Source organism: Vagococcus martis (genome assembly GCF_002026305.1).
GTDB classification, from domain to species: domain Bacteria; phylum Bacillota; class Bacilli; order Lactobacillales; family Vagococcaceae; genus Vagococcus; species Vagococcus martis.
This window is the reverse complement of sequence record NZ_MVAB01000001.1, coordinates 2,449,229-2,466,624: the sequence shown is the minus strand read 5'-3', so window position 1 is coordinate 2,466,624 and position 17,396 is coordinate 2,449,229. Positions and strand designations below refer to the sequence as shown.

Below are 17,396 nucleotides of genomic sequence, written 5' to 3'. Positions count from 1 at the left end.
TATGATGCAACGTGTTTACGGAACAGCATTCTTTGATAAAAAAGCATTAAAAGAATACATCAAAATGCGTGAAGAAGCGAAAGAACGTGACCATAGAAAACTTGGGAAAGAATTAGACTTATTTATGCTAAGTCCTGAAGTTGGTTCTGGTTTACCATTTTGGTTACCAAAAGGTGCGACAATTCGTCGTACAATCGAACGCTACATTACGGATAAAGAAATCAGCTTAGGGTACCAACACGTTTACACACCAATTATGGCAAATGTTGAATTTTACAAAACTTCTGGTCACTGGGATCATTACCATGAAGACATGTTCCCACCAATGGACATGGGAGATGGCGAAATGTTAGTATTACGTCCAATGAACTGCCCACATCATATGATGGTTTATAAAAACGATGTTCATAGTTACCGTGAATTGCCAATTCGTATCGCTGAACTTGGTATGATGCATCGTTATGAAAAATCAGGTGCGTTATCAGGTTTACAACGTGTGCGTGAAATGACATTAAATGACGGTCATACATTTGTTCGCCCAGATCAAATCAAAGATGAATTCAAACGTACATTAGAATTAATGGTTGCCGTATACGAAGATTTCAATATTACAGATTATCGTTTCCGTTTAAGTTACAGAGACCCAGAAAACACTGAAAAATACTTTGACGATGATGAAATGTGGGAAAAAGCTCAAACAATGCTGAAAGAAGCCATTGATGAATTAGGGTTAGAATACTTTGAAGCAGAAGGCGAAGCAGCGTTCTATGGTCCTAAACTTGACGTGCAAGTAAAAACTGCCTTAGGTATGGAAGAAACATTATCAACTATCCAATTAGACTTCTTATTACCTGAACGTTTTGACTTAACTTATGTTGGGCAAGATGGGGAAAACACTCATCGTCCAGTTGTTATCCATCGTGGTATCGTATCGACAATGGAACGTTTTGTGGCTTACTTAACTGAAGTGTATAAAGGAGCCTTCCCAACTTGGTTAGCACCAGTTCAAGGAACAATCATTCCAGTTAACTTAGATTTACATAGTGATTATGCTTTTGAAATCAAAGAGCAATTAAATAGTTTAGGATTACGTTTTGAAGTGGACGATCGTAACGAAAAAATGGGTTACAAGATTCGTGAATCTCAAACTCAAAAAATTCCATATCAAATCGTTGTGGGAGATAAAGAGTTAGACAACGGCGAAGTCAATGTCCGTAAATACGGAAGCAAAGAAACTGAAACAGTGAAATTACCATTATTTGTTGAATCAGTGGTTGCTGAAGTGAAAAACTACAGTAAATAATACAAAAAAGACCAAGTCGATTGTGGCTTGGTCTTTTGCTTATTTCAGTGCATTTTCTAAATCACTAATTAAATCATCACAATCCTCAATACCACAAGATAGACGAATCAACGTTGAGGTAACGCCCATTTTGATGCGTTCTTCTTCAGGCATACAGGCATGTGACATGGTCCAAGGATAAGATAAAATCGACTCAACACCGCCAAGACTGACAGCCACAATAGGGATTTGACATTTATTGAAGAAGTCTGCCACTTTGTCCTCACAACTTAACTCAAAACTTAAAACAGCGCCACCAGATTGTGTTTGTGCTTGATGAATGTCTGCTTGAGGATGAGATGTTAGTCCAGGGTAATAAACAGATTTTATTTCATCGTGATTTGCTAAAAAGTCTGCGATTTTAGCTGCATTTTTAACGGATTGTTTCATGCGAAGTCCCATTGTTTTAACCCCTCTAAGAAGTAACCACGCATCTTCAACGCCTAAAATACTTCCTAATGCTTTTTGATGTTTTTTGAGCGTTAAGTATAGTTCTTTATCATTTGTCGCAATGAGTCCGGCTAAAATATCACTATGACCATTAATAAATTTTGTGGCACTGTGAATGACAATATCGACCCCAAAATCGAGTGGTTGTTGATGAATAGGTGTCATAAATGTGTTGTCACAAACAGTTAAAATGTCATGTTTTTTTGCCAAATGACAAACAGCTTTTAAGTCTGTAATCGTTAATAAAGGGTTTGATGGTGTCTCCAAATAAAATAATTTCGTATTTGGTTGAATGGCATTTTCCCATGCCGAAACATCAGATTCATCAACGAAAGTATGTTCCACTCCAAAACGTGTTAGAAATTCCGTCACAATCTGATAAGTACCACCATAAATGTTTTTTCCTAAAATTAAGTGATCTCCTTGAGATAACATAAATAAAACCGAATTGATAGCTGCCATACCTGAAGAAAAGGCTAAACCAAATTTGGCACACTCAAGAGATGCGATGCATTCCTCAACTGCTGTGATGGTTGGATTACCGAACCGAGTGTAGTTGTATCCAGTATGATGGAAGACATCATCTTGATGGAACGTGGATGTTTGGTATTTTGGAATAGAGGCTGCTCCAGTTTCTTTGTCGATAACAGAATATCCGTGTAATAATTTTGTATTGATGTTCATAAAACCCCCTCCAATTGTAAGTGAACAATAATCATATTAACATAACTTGAAAGTAACACTTAAATGTATGCGCTGTCAATGAAGAAAATGATTTTATCATGTATTAAAAAACGTTCATATGAATAAAATTTCAAATAAATCGTCATTTTTGAGAGCATATTTTTTTAAATCATGGATATTTTGTGTATAATGACATTTATAAATCAGGAATGGAGGATGATTATGTCAAAATTACCAAAGCCAATTGGCCCTTACTCAGTGTTTCGTGAAGCAGGAGATTTAATTTTTGTTTCCGGTCAAATCCCAATTGATGTTGAAACAGGAGATATTGTATCAGATACAATTGAAGGTCAGGCAAAACAAGTGATGGAAAACATCAAATTGATATTAGATGAAGTTGGAGTGGACTTTAATGCGATTGTCAAAACAACGTGTTTCTTACAAGACTTAGAGCATTTCAATACATTTAATGATATTTATGGGAGTTATTTTACAGACAAAACACCTGCAAGATCAGCTTTTCAAGTTGCAAAACTACCAAAAGGTGCTTTATTAGAAGTAGAGTTTATTATCCATAAGTAACAAATAGTAGGACTTATTTATAGAGTTTTAACAGATGATATCAGTACAGACTGATAAAAAGGAGATGATATTCATGATAGATGTTCCATTTTTTTCACAGTTTTTAAAAGTGAGTAATTTTTATACGTTGATTGCTATTGTATTGTTAGGTGCGGCAATCATGTGCTTAAGAATACTCAAGGACAAGAAAGTTAGTTTTTCAAAACGCATGATTATCGCTTTGATCATCGGTCTTGTGTTAGGGATTGGGTTTGATGCAGTGAGTAGTAAAAATGGGATTTATATTGATCATGCCAGAGGAGAAATCTCAGTATGGTATGGGTTAATAGGATCTGGATTTTTAAAACTTGTTCAATTACTTGCCGTTCCTGTTGTGTTTTTATCTATTATTAAAGTGGTAGTGGATGTGCAAGGAGACCGGATTAAAAGTTTGACTACTAGAACGTTTATTACATTATTAAGTACTACAGCGATTTCGGCTATTGTTGGGATTTTAGTGGTGAAGTTGTTCAATCTTAATGCTGTTAGTTTTGCCGGAGATTTAACTGAACAAAAATCTGAATTTATTAATAATATTGCCGCTCAAAGTTTTCCAGAATTTTTCTTAAAGTTAATTCCAAATAACATCACAAGTGTTATGGGAGATAATGGCAGTATTGTATCAGTCGTGATTATTGCGGCGATGTTTGCCACAGCTATTCGCTTTTTGAAGGTTAAAAAACCGACTGAAGTGGCACCGTTTATTACTTTTTTAGATTCATTACGTGTGACAGTAAATTCTGTTTTAACTAATGTGATTAAGTTAATGCCATATGGTGTTGTGGCTCTTGTAAGTAATACAATCATTACAAATGGTGTGCAATCTGTTATTAGCATGTTAGGATTTATCGCCGCTCTTTATACAGGTGTTATTATTATGTTACTTGTGTATGTTGTAATCCTAATATTCATGGGTGTTAATCCAGTAACATTTTATAAAAAAGCATTTACAACGTTATTGTTTGCCTTTTCATCTCGTTCAAGTGTCGGGACGCTACCTTATACCTTACAAACACTTGAAAAAGATATGGGTGTATCAGGTGAAACATCTAACTTTGTTGCGACACTGGGAACAACAATTGGGATGAACGGTTGTGCGGGTGTATTCCCTGCGATGTTAGGAACACTTGTCGCTGCTGCAGCGGGTGCGACAATGGACTTTTCATTCTTTGTCTTAGTAGTTGTTGTCGTTACAGTTGGATCTATCGGGATTGCCGGTGTACCAGGAACGGCTACTGTTGCCGCAACGGTCACATTAAATGGTTTAGGATACGGATCAGCTATTTCTAGTATTGGTGCTGTATTTGGTATTGACCCAATTGTTGATATGGGACGTACCATGTTAAACGTTGCCGGAAGTATGGTATCTGCGGTAGTTGTCGATAAATGGGAAGGCACGTTTGATAAAGATAAATTCAATACACCAGGAACAACAACTGAAATTAATGAAGAATAAAAAGAAGAGGCGAATGTCGTCTCTTTTTTTGTTTTACCTAAATTCGTCATGGAATTAGTGAATCACTTAAAGTTTTATGATAAACTAAGTGAGCAAGTTGAATGAAGGAGATAATAAATGACACAATTACATTATGTAGTAGAAGATAAAAAGGGGAGAATCGATAAAGTCTTGGCAGAAATCTATCCAGACTATTCTCGTTCACAAATCCAAAGCTGGTTAAAAGAAGAAGCAGTCAGTGTAAATGGTGAGATCGTCAAAGCAAATTATAAAGTGAAGAACCAAGATAATATTGATATTCAAGTACCTGAACCTAAAGAATTAACGTTAGAAGCACAAGATATTCCGCTTGAGATTGTCTATGAAGATGACGATGTGATAGTCGTGAATAAACCTCAAGGCATGGTCGTGCATCCATCTATGGGGCATCCAAGTGGAACGCTTGTTAATGCGTTATTATTTCATGCTGACTCACTTTCAAGTATAAACGACGTGATTCGTCCAGGGATTGTACACCGTATTGATAAAGATACGTCTGGGTTGTTAATGGTCGCAAAAAATGATGCAGCGCATGTTGCGTTGCAAGATGAACTAAGAGAAAGAAAAACATTGAGAAAATATGTGGCGTTAGTTCATGGTGTAATTCCACATGAAAAAGGAAAAATAGATGCACCGATTGGACGAAGTAAAGATAATCGTCAAAAACAAGCGATTATTTCTGATGGTAAAGAAGCGGTGACGCATTTCACTGTATTAGAAAGATTTTTAGATTACACGTTAATTGAGTGTGTACTTGAAACAGGACGAACACATCAAATTCGTGTTCACATGGATTACATTGGCTACCCAATCGTAGGAGATCCATTATATGGACCGAAGAAAACGATAAAAGGAAATGGGCAGTTCTTACACGCTAAAACATTAGCCTTTACTCATCCAACAACAGGAGAGCTGATGACCTTTGATTCTGAGTTACCAGAAATATTTAAACAAACATTAAAGGAAATCGAAAATAATGATTGATATTTACAAATGAGTGCGTTATACTCAGTACAATAAAACAGAACAGTCCTTTAAGAGTAGTCCAGAGAGGCTAAGAAGGAGCGTGTAATATGTATTGATAAGGATCAGTGTATCCTTATATCACTATGGCAAAACACAACCCTCTTATTCTTTGATGGATGAGAGGGTTTTTTGTTTAAAAAATTTAGGGGGAACTTTAATGACTGAAAAAGTAGTAGTGGATGACATGACAATGAAACGAGCATTGACACGTATTACTTATGAAATTATTGAACGACATAAAGGCATTGACGATATCGTGTTGATTGGGATCAAAACACGCGGCATTTATCTAGCTAATCGAATTGCTGAGAGATTAAAACAATTAGAAGGAAAAGACATTCCTGTCGGCGAGCTAGATATTACATTATACAGAGATGATAATCATGTCAATGAACACGACACACCTGAAGTTCATGCTTCAAATATTCCCTTTTCAATAGAAGATAAAGAAGTCATTTTAGTCGATGACGTTATTTTTACAGGTAGAACGATTCGTGCAGCACTAGATGCGATCATGGATATTGGTCGTCCTGAAAAGATTTCATTAGCCGTATTAGTTGATAGAGGACATAGAGAGTTACCAATTCGTGCTGATTACGTAGGTAAAAATATTCCAACATCAAAAACAGAACAAATTATTGTATCTGTGGAAGAATATGATGGTAAAGATGAAATCAAAATTAAACAACTTAATTAAATAAGCTTTTTAATCGAGTACAGAGAGACTAGGAAAAGCAGTAACAATTGGTGGAAAAAGTCAAACACCAATTTGTTTTCGTGCACCTCGTTTCTAAAAATGAAACGAGGATTTTTTATTATAAAGGAGACTGTCAAATGAAAGAAAACTATAGAAACCCAGATGTTGTATTGGATATACATGATAAGCCGAAAGGAATTAAGTGGCTAGGACTTAGCTTACAACATTTGTTTACGATGTTTGGTGCCACAGTACTAGTACCAATATTAGTCGGCATTAACCCAGGAATTGCCCTGTTTAGTTCAGGACTTGGAACGATTGTCTATCTCATCGTAACAAAAGGAAAAATCCCTGCTTACTTAGGAAGTAGTTTTGCGTTTATTGCAGCGATGCAAATGTTAATGAAAGATGATGGGTATCCGGCAGTTGCCTTGGGAGCTATCACAACGGGGATTGTCTACTTAATTGTTTCAGCGATTGTGAAGCGAGCAGGATCAGCTTGGTTAGATAAATTGCTTCCAGCGATTGTGGTTGGACCAGTTGTCATGGTAATCGGACTTGGGTTAGCTGGAAATGCAGCAAGTCAAGCGATGTATGCAGTTGGAGCAAATGGCGAACAAGTTTACAGTGTGAAATACATTGCAGTTGCCTTGATTACGATGTCACTAACGATTTTCTTTAATATGTATCTTAAAGGGTTTATGGGACTTATCCCAATATTACTAGGAATTGTGTGTGGTTACTTTATCGCATTAGCAGTTGGAATTGTCGATGTTGAGCCAATTAGACAAGCAGCATGGTTTGCTTTACCTGACTTTCAAGCACCATTTGTGACTTACACACCAAAATTTTACTTAACCGCGATTGTGACCATGGCACCTATCGCGTTTGTGACGATGACAGAACACATTGGTCACTTAATGGTATTAAACAAATTAACAAAACGAGATTTCTTCAAAGAGCCAGGATTAGATAAAACACTTAAAGGTGACGGATTAGCACAAATCGTCGCTGGTTTAGTTGGCGGTCCTCCTGTTACAAGTTATGGTGAGAATATCGGCGTACTAGCGATTACTCGCGTACACAGTGTGTTTGTCATCGGTGGAGCGGCAGCCCTAGCAATGGGATTAAGTTTTGTCGGAAAACTAACCGCGATTATTCAAAGTATTCCTAACCCAGTTATTGCGGGAATTAGTTTTATCCTATTCGGAGTGATTGCTTCAAGCGGATTGAAAATCTTGATTGATAATAAAATTGATTTTAACTTAAAACGTAACTTGTTGATTGCCTCAGTTATCTTAGTAGTGGGAATCGGCGGATTAACCTTCCAAGTTGGAGCAGTAGCAGTTTCTGGTATGGCTCTAGCAACATTGTTTGGGATTATACTGAACTTGATTTTACCTGAAAAAGCGAAAAGCGAATTAGAATAAAAAGGAGAGGCTCAAATGATTATTACATCGGAGAAAATTAGTTTAAAACATTTACTAACTGCAGAATCATTAAGTGACCAAGAAGTGATGGGATTAATTAAACGTGCACAGCAGTTTAAACACGGAGAAAAATCTCAATTACCAAATCAACAATATTTTGTTGCTAATCTATTCTTTGAAAACAGCACAAGGACACATAAAAGTTTTGAAGTCGCAGAGAAAAAAATGGGCATCGATGTAATAGAATTTGATGCAAAAACAAGTTCAGTATCAAAAGGCGAATCGTTATATGACACTGTGTTGACGATGTCAGCAATCGGTGTGCATGCGTGTGTGATTCGTCACTGGGAAGAAGATTATTACAATGAATTAATTCAAAGTAAAACAATCACGACATCCATCATCAACGGTGGCGATGGGAGTGGTAATCACCCAACGCAATGTTTACTTGATCTGTTAACAATTTATGAAGAATTCGGACATTTTGACAATTTAAATATTGCAATCTGTGGCGATTTAACCCATTCTCGTGTGGCAAACTCAAACATGAAGATGTTAAAACGTCTTGGAGCCAATCTTTATTTCTGTGGACCAGAAGAATGGTACAACAAGAAATATGAAGCATACGGGACTTACTTACCAATAGATGACGTATTAGATAAAGTAGACGTGATGATGATGTTACGTGTGCAGCACGAGCGTCACGATGAAGGGGAAAGTTTTTCAAAAGAAGAATATCACCAACAACATGGTTTAACCAGCGAACGTGCAACAAAAATGAAAGAAAAAGCGATTATCATGCACCCTGCTCCGGTCAATCGTGATGTCGAGCTAGCTGATGACTTAGTCGAAAGTTACCAATCACGCATCACGCAACAGATGACCAATGGTGTATTTATGAGAATGGCAATATTAGAAGCCATTTTACAAGGAAAATCTTAGGAGGATGAACATGAAAACATTAATTAAAAATGGCCGAGTGGTTACAAGTAGAAATCAGTTAATTCCTGTCGATGTTTGGATTGAAGAAGGGAAAATCAAAGGGATTGGTCAGTTTACTGAAACAGCAGAGAGTTTTGAACAAGTTATTGATGCAAAAAACGGATTGATAACACCAGGATTAGTTGATGTTCATGTGCATTTTAGAGAGCCTGGATTTGAATACAAAGAAACAATCGAAACAGGTAGTCGTTCAGCGGCTAAAGGTGGATTTACCACAGTGTGTGCCATGCCAAACCTTAATCCAGTGCCAGATACACCAGAGCGTTTGACAGACATGTATCAACGAATCGAAAAAGATAGCGTGGTAAACATCTTGCAATATGCACCTATTACAAAAGAATTAAACACAGAAAAGTTAGTTGACTTTGCTGGATTAAAAAAAGCTGGTGCATTTGCTTTTACAAATGATGGTGTGGGTGTGCAAACTGCTGGAGTCATGTATGAAGCAATGAAAGAAGCAGCAGCGCTTGACATGGCGATTGTAGCCCACACTGAAGATGAGAGTTTATTATTTGGTGGCGTGATGCATTTAGGTGAGAAATCAAAAGAGTTAGGCTTACCTGGTATTATGAGCGCGACTGAATCATCACAAATTGCTAGAGACGTGTTATTAGCAAAAGAAACAGGCGTTCATTATCATGTCTGTCATGTTTCAACCAAAGAAAGCGTTGAAGTCATCAGACAAGCGAAAAAAAATGGCATCCATGTTACCTGTGAAGTGTGTCCACATCATTTAATCATGACAGATTGTGATATTACACATGATCATGGTTACTTTAAAATGAATCCGCCACTAAGAGCAACTGATGATCAACAAGCATTAATTGACGGATTACTGGATGGAACGATTGATTGTATCGCTACAGATCACGCACCACATGGACACGAAGAAAAAAATCAAAGCATGATTGATTCACCATTTGGAATCGTGGGAAGTGAAACAGCCTTTGCTTTAATGTACACACACTTTGTAAAAACGAATCGTTTTACACTCGAGCAAGTGGTGTATTGGATGACAGAAGCACCATCAAAACTATTTAATTTAGAAACAGGATCATTAAACATTGGAGCAGATGCGGATATTGCCATCTTTGACTTAGATGAAGAAGTGGTCATACCTGAAGCGTTTGTTTCAAAATCACATAATACGCCATTTAGTGGAGAAAAAGTTGTTGGAGACACATTATATACCTTTGTAAAAGGGAAATTGGTTTGGAATAAAAAGGAGGCGTAAGTCATATGAAACGACTGTTAATCTTAGAAGATGGAACATGTTATGAAGGAGAAGGATTTGGTGCGCCAAGTTCAGCTACTGGTGAGTTAGTATTTACAACAGGAATGAGTGGATACCAAGAAATGATGACGGATCCAAGTTTTAAAGGGCAAATATTATTATTCACTTATCCAACAATTGGAAATTATGGAATAAATCGTGATGATTTTGAATCCATGTCTCCAGCTTGTTCTGCTGTTGTGGTCAGAGATGTCGCTAGAGTGGCATCAAACTGGCGCTCACAAGCAACGCTAGATGAATTCCTTAAAGAAAAAGGTGTTCCAGGAATCAGCGGGATTGACACTCGTGCGTTAACGAAAAAAATTCGTGAAAAAGGAGCAATGAAGGCAAGCATTATAGATGTTGTGTCTGACATAAACCATGCTTACGACCAATTAAGAGCGACGGTTTTACCATCAACACAAGTCCAAGCTGTTTCAACTACTAAACCTTATAGCATTCCAGGAACTGGCGCAAACGTGGTGATGATTGATTTTGGTATGAAGCAAAGTATATTAAGAGAATTAATCAAACGTGATTGTCATATTACAGTTGTTCCCTATGACACAAGTGCAAAAGAGATTTTATCTTATCGACCTGATGGCGTGATGCTATCAAACGGACCAGGAAATCCAAAAGATTTACCACTTGTGTTAAAAACGATTTTAAAAATTCAAGGGGTTGTCCCAATTTTTGGTATTTGTCTAGGACATCAGTTATTAAGTTTAGCTAATGGAGCAGATACGTATAAAATGCGTTTTGGACATCGCGGTGGCAATCATGCTGTCAGAGAGATTGCCTCTGACTCGGTGTACTTCACCTCTCAAAATCACGGGTATGCTGTGTCGCTTGATAGTTTAGATACAACAGAATTAATGTTAACTCACGTTGATATTAATGACGGATCAGTTGAAGGGGTTAAACATAAAAATCATCCAGCCTTTTCAGTGCAATTCCATCCAGATGCTGCACCTGGGCCACATGATGCTGAATCAATTTTTGACGAGTTTATCGAATTAATGGAAAACTGGGGGAATAAACATGCCTAAAAGAGACGATATAAAAAAAATATTAGTGATTGGTTCAGGACCAATTATCATCGGACAAGCAGCTGAATTTGACTATGCCGGTACACAAGCATGTTTAGCCTTAAAAGAAGAAGGTTATGAGGTGGTGTTAATCAACTCAAACCCAGCGACAATTATGACAGACAAAGACATTGCTGATAAAGTTTATATCGAGCCTATCACGTTAGAATTTGTCACAAAGGTATTAAGAAAAGAACGCCCAGATGCCATCCTTCCAACACTTGGTGGACAAACAGGGTTAAACATGGCCATCGAATTAAATGACAAAGGAATTTTAGAGGAATTAGGGATTGAACTCCTAGGAACTAAAATCAGTGCCATTGACCAAGCAGAAGATAGAGATTTATTTAAACAGTTAATGGAAGAGTTAAATGAGCCAATTCCAGAAAGTGTGATTGTTCATACAGTAGAAGAAGCGGTAGAGTTTGGTAAGAAAATTGGCTATCCTCTTATTGTTCGTCCAGCGTTTACGTTAGGTGGAACAGGTGGGGGAATGTGTGATGATGAAGAGTCATTAATTGCGATTACAAAAAATGGTATCAGCCTTTCTCCCGTTGACCAATGTTTAATCGAAAAAAGTATTGCTGGCTACAAAGAAATCGAATTTGAAGTGATGCGAGATAAAAAGAATCAAGCGATTGTGGTGTGTCACATGGAAAACTTCGACCCTGTTGGAATTCATACTGGTGACTCCATCGTGTTTGCCCCTTGCCAAACATTATCTGATGTTGAAGTTCAGCTATTAAGAGATGCGTCACTAAAAATTATTAAAGCCCTTGAAATTGAAGGGGGATGTAACGTTCAGTTAGCCTTAAACCCAGATAGTTATGACTATTATGTCATTGAGGTAAATCCTCGAGTGAGTCGCTCGTCAGCATTAGCAAGTAAAGCAACAGGATTCCCGATTGCAAAAATTGCAGCGAAAATAGCGGTCGGTTTAACACTTGATGAAATGAAAAATCCAGTGACACAAACAACGTATGCAATGTTTGAACCAGCATTAGATTACGTGGTATCAAAAATTCCACGTTGGGCATTTGATAAGTTTGAACACGGAGATAGATTATTAAGTACCCAAATGAAAGCAACCGGAGAAGTGATGGCGTTAGGTCGTACGATAGAAGAATCATTACTAAAAGCAGTGAGATCTTTAGAGATTGGGTTACATCATATTGACTCAGAAGAATCAAAAGACCTGTCAGATGATGAGTTAATCAAACAAATGGTGGAAGCAAAAGATGACCGTTTATTCAGAGTAGCTGAAGGTATTAGACGAGGCATGACGATTCAAGACATTGCTCAGTTTACTAAAATTGATATCTTCTTCTTAGATAAAATCAAACGCATCATCGAATTAGAAGATGCATTATCCAACAATCCAAACGATATCGAGGTATTAAAAGAAGCGAAACGTTATGGTATTGCAGATGTTGTGATTGCTAGATTATGGAATATGACGGTAGAAGACGTAAAACATATCCGAACTGAGAACAAGATATTACCAGTTTACAAAATGGTGGACACATGTGCTGGAGAATTTGCTTCTGAAACACCATATTTCTATAGTACTTATGAAGAAGAAAACGAAAGTGTAAGAACAGATAAAGAATCAGTGATTGTCCTTGGTTCTGGTCCAATCCGTATCGGTCAAGGGGTAGAATTTGATTATGCGACAGTTCACTCAGTTAAAGCCATTCAAGAACAAGGCTATGAAGCGATTATTATCAATAGCAATCCAGAAACCGTCTCAACTGACTTCTCAATTTCAGATAAATTATACTTTGAGCCATTAACATTAGAAGATGTGCTTAACATCGTAGAGTTAGAACAACCTAAGGGCGTTATCGTTCAGTTTGGTGGTCAAACAGCGATTAACTTAGCAGAAGGATTAACAAAACACGGTATTCCAATTATTGGAACAACCTTAGAAGATTTAGATCGAGCAGAAAATCGTGACAAGTTTGAACAGGCGTTACAAGAATTAGGTATTCCACAACCTGAAGGAGCAACGGCGACTAATGAAGCGGACGCGATAAAAATTGCGGAAAGAATTGGCTATCCTGTATTAGTTAGACCAAGTTATGTTTTAGGCGGTCGTGCGATGGAGATTGTCTGGAGCACAAAAGACTTAAAACGTTACATGGTTGAAGCCGTAAAAGCATCACCAGAGCATCCAATTTTAATCGACCGATATGTTGTTGGAACAGAGTGTGAAGTTGATGCGATTTGTGATGGAGAAGATGTATTAATACCTGGTATAATGGAACATATCGAGCGTGCGGGTGTTCATTCAGGAGATTCGATGGCAGTCTATCCACCTCAAACAATAAGTCAACCAGTGATTGATAAAATTGTTGATTACACACAAAAATTAGCTAAAGGGTTGAACTGTAAAGGCATCATGAATATCCAGTTTATCGCTCAAGGAGAAGACGTCTTCGTGATTGAAGTCAATCCTCGTGCTAGCCGAACAGTTCCTTTCTTAAGTAAAGTAACAGATATCCCAATGGCCAAACTGGCGACACAATTAATTTTAGGTCATACATTAACAGAGTTTGGTTATGAACCAGGTTTATATAAAGAAAGCCCAATGGTTCATGTGAAAGCACCAGTATTCTCATTTGCGAAACTTCATGAAGTGGATACACAATTAGGGCCAGAAATGAAATCCACTGGTGAAGTTATGGGAACAGATCGTACAATGGAAAAAGCTCTTTACAAAGCATTTGAAGCAAGTGGCATGCATTTACCTGACTATGGTAATGTGTTGTTTACCATATCAGATGATTGCAAAGAAGAAGCTTTAGCATTAGCCAAACGATTCTCAGATATTGGGTATGGTATCTTAGCAACTGAAGGAACAAGCAAATTCTTAACGGAGTATGGATTAATTGTCGAAACAGTCGCAAAAATAGCAGATACTAAAAATTATAACGTGATTGACTGCATTAAAACAGGACGAGTGAACTTAGTCATTAACACGACAGGGAATAGTGCGAAAGAAGCATCAGATGGCTTTAGAATAAGACGTTTTTCTGTTGAAAATGGTGTGCCACTTATGACGTCCCTTGATACAACAAAAGCAATTCTTAAAGTATTAGAAGCTAGAAGCTTTACAGCATTATCATTATAAAAAAGGAGATTGAATATGAAACAAGAGATGATGGAGATTGTCAATCAAGTTGAATTAGCACCACGTATATTCGAAATGACGTTAAGAGGAGACTTAACGCAAGAGATGGTAACACCAGGTCAATTTATTCATATTCGTGTTCCGAGAGAAGATTTACTATTAAGACGCCCAATCAGTTTGGCAGAAGTAAATCATGGCGATAAAACGTGCAAAATCATTTACCGTGTTGAAGGTGATGGCACAAAAGTTTTTAGCGAGTGTCAAATTGGAGATAAACTCGATTGTTTAGGACCTTTAGGTAATGGATTTGATATAGAGATGGTAGAAAAAGATGATGTTGTTTATGTAATAGGTGGAGGAATTGGTGTTCCTCCTCTTTATGAGTTAGGACGTAGACTAAAAGAAAAAGGGGCAACTATCTATTTCTTAAATGGTTTTGCGTCAAAAGATGTGATGTATTATGAAGAAGAATTCAGTGCATTAGGTCAGTTACATATTGCAACAGATGATGGCTCATATGGTGTAAAAGGTCATGTTGGGATGTTGATTGATAAAGTTAAACCTGTAACGGGAGAACCTAAAGCAATTTTTGCTTGTGGTGCACCAGGGTTACTAAGAGCAGTTGAAACGACTTTTATAGATCATCCCCATGTGTATCTATCTATGGAAGAGAGAATGGCTTGTGGTGTGGGAGCATGCTATGCGTGTGTTTGCCAATCTAAGAAAGATCCTAAGGTTAATAAAAAAGTCTGTGATGAAGGGCCAATATTTAAAGCAGGAGACGTGATAATATGAGTCGTTTGAGTGTGAGTATCCCAGGGTTAGAATTAAAAAATCCAATTATGCCAGCAAGTGGGTGTTTTGGTTTTGGTGATGAATATGCTAAGTATTATGATTTAAGTAAACTTGGTGCCATTATGGTAAAAGCCACAACCGCTGACATGCGTTATGGTAATCCAACTCCGCGTGTGGCTGAAACACCTAGTGGAATGTTAAATGCTATTGGATTGCAAAATCCGGGATTAGAAACCGTTATGGCAAATCAATTACCTTCTCTTGAAAAATACGATGTTCCAATTATCGCAAACGTCGCTGGCTCAACGGTAGATGATTACAAACGAGTATGCGAAAGAATTGGGGATGCGCCAAACGTTAAAGCGATCGAGCTTAACATTTCGTGTCCTAATGTAAAAGATGGTGGGATTGCGTTTGGAACAAGTGCGCAAGTAGCCGCAGAATTAACGGCAGCAGCAAAATCAGTAGCTAATGTGCCAGTTTACATCAAATTATCACCAAACGTGACAAGTATTGTACCCATTGCAAAAGCAGTTGAAGAGGCTGGAGCAGATGGAATTACGATGATTAATACATTAGTTGGTATGCGTATAGACTTAAAAACAAGAAAATCTGTATTAGCAAATGGAACGGGTGGATTATCAGGTCCAGGTATTAAACCAGTGGCGATTCGCATGATTCATGAAGTATCTCACGCAGTCGACATTCCGATTATTGGAATGGGTGGTGTGTCCACAGTAGATGATGTGATTGAAATGTACTTAGCTGGAGCAAGTGCTGTAGCTGTTGGAACAATGAATTTCACTGACCCATATATTTGTCCGAAGTTAATTGATGAATTACCAAGCAAGATGGACGAATTAGGGATTGAGTCGATCGAACAATTAATAAGAGAAGTGAAAGAGGCTAGACAATGAGAGAAAAAAGACCAGTCATTGCATTAGATTTACCGAGTAAAAAAGACATGGAATTATTTTTAAGTCATTTTCCAAAAGAAGAATCACTTTATCTGAAAGTAGGCATGGAAATTTTTTATCAAGAAGGGCCAAGTATCGTAACGTGGTTGATTGATAATGGACATGATGTATTTTTGGATTTAAAGTTACATGATATTCCAAATACTGTTTATTCTGCTATGAAAGGTATCGCTAAGCTTGGTGTGGCATTAACTAATGTCCATGCTGCTGGTGGTAAAGAGATGATGGAGGCAGCTTATAGAGGATTGAAAGAAGGAACCCCTACTGGTCAGTCAGTGCCCAAATTAATTGCTGTGACTCAATTAACCTCTACTAGTGATGAACAAGTGAAAGAAGAGCAACTCATTTCTGTTGGCCTAAATGAAAGTGTGCGTCATTATGCCACATTAACTCGAGAAGCAGGACTGGATGGTGTGGTGTGTTCAGCCCATGAAGCAAGAGATATCAAAGAACATACAAGTGAAGACTTTGTGTGTTTAACACCAGGCATTCGTTTAGCCAGCAATGACGTTGGTGACCAAAAGCGTGTGATGACACCAAGTAAAGCAAGAGAAAACGGTTCGACTTATATCGTTGTGGGAAGACCAATTACACAAGCAGAGAACCCTTATGCTGCTTATTTAGAAATAAAAGAACAATGGAATGGAGAGAATGAGTAATGAAACAAATCGCAAAAGAATTATTATCAATCAAAGCAGTATCTTTAAGTCCAAATGAGCCGTTTACATGGGCGAGTGGGATTAAAAGTCCAATCTATTGTGACAATCGTTTAACGATGAGCTATCCTGATGTGCGTAGATTGGTCGCTAAAGGATTAGCCAACTTAATTAAAGAAAACTACCCAAGTGTTGAAGTGATCGCTGGAACAGCCACTGCAGGGATTCCACATGCAGCATGGGTTGCCGAAGAACTTGACTTACCAATGGTTTATATCCGTGGAAAATCTAAAGATCACGGCAAGAAAAATCAAATCGAAGGTCGTATTGATAATGGTGCTAAAATGGTTATTATTGAGGATTTGATTTCAACAGGTGGTAGCGTGATTGATGCGGCTCAAGCAGCTAAACGTGAAGGAGCAGATGTTCTGGGAGTTGCTGCCATTTTTACGTATCAATTACCAAGTGGTGTAGAAAACTTCAAAGCAGCAGGCATTCCATTTGATACATTAACGAACTATGATGAATTAATCGACGTTGCGATAGAAAATGATTACATCTCACAAGATGATCGTCTATTACTACAAGAATGGAAAAAAGACCCAGCTTCTTGGTTGAAATAAAGAGATCAATTATAAACGCACATAGTATAAAGAAATAAGATACTCAAAGACTTTTTATTAGTATCTTACTTCTTTATACTTAGAATTGTTCCCCATATGAATAA

15 protein-coding genes are annotated in these 17,396 nt (G+C 37.5%); 14 read left to right on the top strand and 1 reads right to left on the bottom strand.

The features are described 5' to 3' along the window. Positions 1 to 1,303 (top strand): threonine--tRNA ligase (gene thrS / locus BW731_RS11975; protein WP_079348500.1); only part of this gene is annotated, 1,303 nt, incomplete at its 5' end. 39 nt (positions 1,304 to 1,342) lie between these two features. On the opposite strand, the gene BW731_RS11970 is transcribed toward thrS, so the two are convergent. Continuing rightward, positions 1,343 to 2,476 carry a trans-sulfuration enzyme family protein gene (locus BW731_RS11970; protein WP_079348498.1) on the bottom strand — a complete coding sequence of 378 codons (1,134 nt, stop codon included), beginning with the start codon at positions 2,474 to 2,476 and terminating at the stop codon, positions 1,343 to 1,345. A gap of 222 nt (positions 2,477 to 2,698) precedes the next feature. Here BW731_RS11970 and BW731_RS11965 point away from each other — a divergent pair, with 222 nt between their 5' ends. The 13 genes from BW731_RS11965 (at position 2,699) to pyrE (ending at position 17,292) form a co-directional block, all read left to right on the top strand. Then, on the top strand, positions 2,699 to 3,058 hold the full coding sequence (locus BW731_RS11965) for a Rid family detoxifying hydrolase (protein WP_079348496.1): 360 nt from the start codon (positions 2,699 to 2,701) through the stop codon (positions 3,056 to 3,058). 73 nt (positions 3,059 to 3,131) lie between these two features. Further along, complete coding sequence (locus BW731_RS11960; protein ID WP_079348494.1) at positions 3,132 to 4,553, top strand: cation:dicarboxylate symporter family transporter; 1,422 nt, start codon at positions 3,132 to 3,134, stop codon at positions 4,551 to 4,553. A 117-nt stretch (positions 4,554 to 4,670) separates the two neighbouring features. Continuing rightward, positions 4,671 to 5,576 carry an RluA family pseudouridine synthase gene (locus BW731_RS11955; RefSeq protein WP_079348492.1) on the top strand — a complete coding sequence of 302 codons (906 nt, stop codon included), beginning with the start codon at positions 4,671 to 4,673 and terminating at the stop codon, positions 5,574 to 5,576. A gap of 199 nt (positions 5,577 to 5,775) precedes the next feature. Then, positions 5,776 to 6,315: a bifunctional pyr operon transcriptional regulator/uracil phosphoribosyltransferase PyrR gene (gene pyrR / locus BW731_RS11950; protein WP_071456897.1), complete on the top strand. Its 540-nt coding sequence runs from the start codon at positions 5,776 to 5,778 to the stop codon at positions 6,313 to 6,315. Positions 6,316 to 6,452: 137 nt separating this feature from the next. Beyond that, positions 6,453 to 7,745: a solute carrier family 23 protein gene (locus tag BW731_RS11945; protein ID WP_079348490.1), complete on the top strand. Its 1,293-nt coding sequence runs from the start codon at positions 6,453 to 6,455 to the stop codon at positions 7,743 to 7,745. A 15-nt stretch (positions 7,746 to 7,760) separates the two neighbouring features. Then, complete coding sequence (locus BW731_RS11940; protein WP_079348488.1) at positions 7,761 to 8,687, top strand: aspartate carbamoyltransferase catalytic subunit; 927 nt, start codon at positions 7,761 to 7,763, stop codon at positions 8,685 to 8,687. A 10-nt stretch (positions 8,688 to 8,697) separates the two neighbouring features. Further along, the gene (locus BW731_RS11935; RefSeq protein ID WP_079348486.1) at positions 8,698 to 9,981 is read left to right on the top strand and encodes a dihydroorotase; all 1,284 of its coding nucleotides are present in this window, start codon (positions 8,698 to 8,700) and stop codon (positions 9,979 to 9,981) included. 5 nt (positions 9,982 to 9,986) lie between these two features. Beyond that, a complete protein-coding gene (locus BW731_RS11930) occupies positions 9,987 to 11,069 on the top strand; it encodes a carbamoyl phosphate synthase small subunit (protein ID WP_079348484.1) in 1,083 nt (360 codons plus the stop codon). Next, entirely contained in the window at positions 11,062 to 14,241 is a 3,180-nt protein-coding gene (gene carB, locus BW731_RS11925; protein WP_079348482.1) for a carbamoyl-phosphate synthase large subunit, read from the top strand. The genes BW731_RS11930 and carB overlap by 8 nt, the downstream gene beginning before the upstream one ends. A 15-nt stretch (positions 14,242 to 14,256) precedes the next feature. Continuing rightward, positions 14,257 to 15,036, top strand: coding sequence for a dihydroorotate dehydrogenase electron transfer subunit (locus BW731_RS11920; protein WP_079348480.1), 780 nt, complete (start codon positions 14,257 to 14,259; stop codon positions 15,034 to 15,036). Next, entirely contained in the window at positions 15,033 to 15,953 is a 921-nt protein-coding gene (locus BW731_RS11915) for a dihydroorotate dehydrogenase (protein WP_079348478.1), read from the top strand. The genes BW731_RS11920 and BW731_RS11915 overlap by 4 nt, the downstream gene beginning before the upstream one ends. Beyond that, positions 15,950 to 16,672 (top strand): orotidine-5'-phosphate decarboxylase, encoded by a 723-nt coding sequence (gene pyrF / locus BW731_RS11910; RefSeq protein ID WP_079348476.1) that lies wholly within the window; start codon positions 15,950 to 15,952, stop codon positions 16,670 to 16,672. Before BW731_RS11915 ends, pyrF begins: the two co-directional genes overlap by 4 nt. Further along, positions 16,672 to 17,292: an orotate phosphoribosyltransferase gene (gene pyrE / locus BW731_RS11905; RefSeq protein ID WP_079348474.1), complete on the top strand. Its 621-nt coding sequence runs from the start codon at positions 16,672 to 16,674 to the stop codon at positions 17,290 to 17,292. Before pyrF ends, pyrE begins: the two co-directional genes overlap by 1 nt. The last annotated feature ends 104 nt before the right edge of the window (positions 17,293 to 17,396 follow it).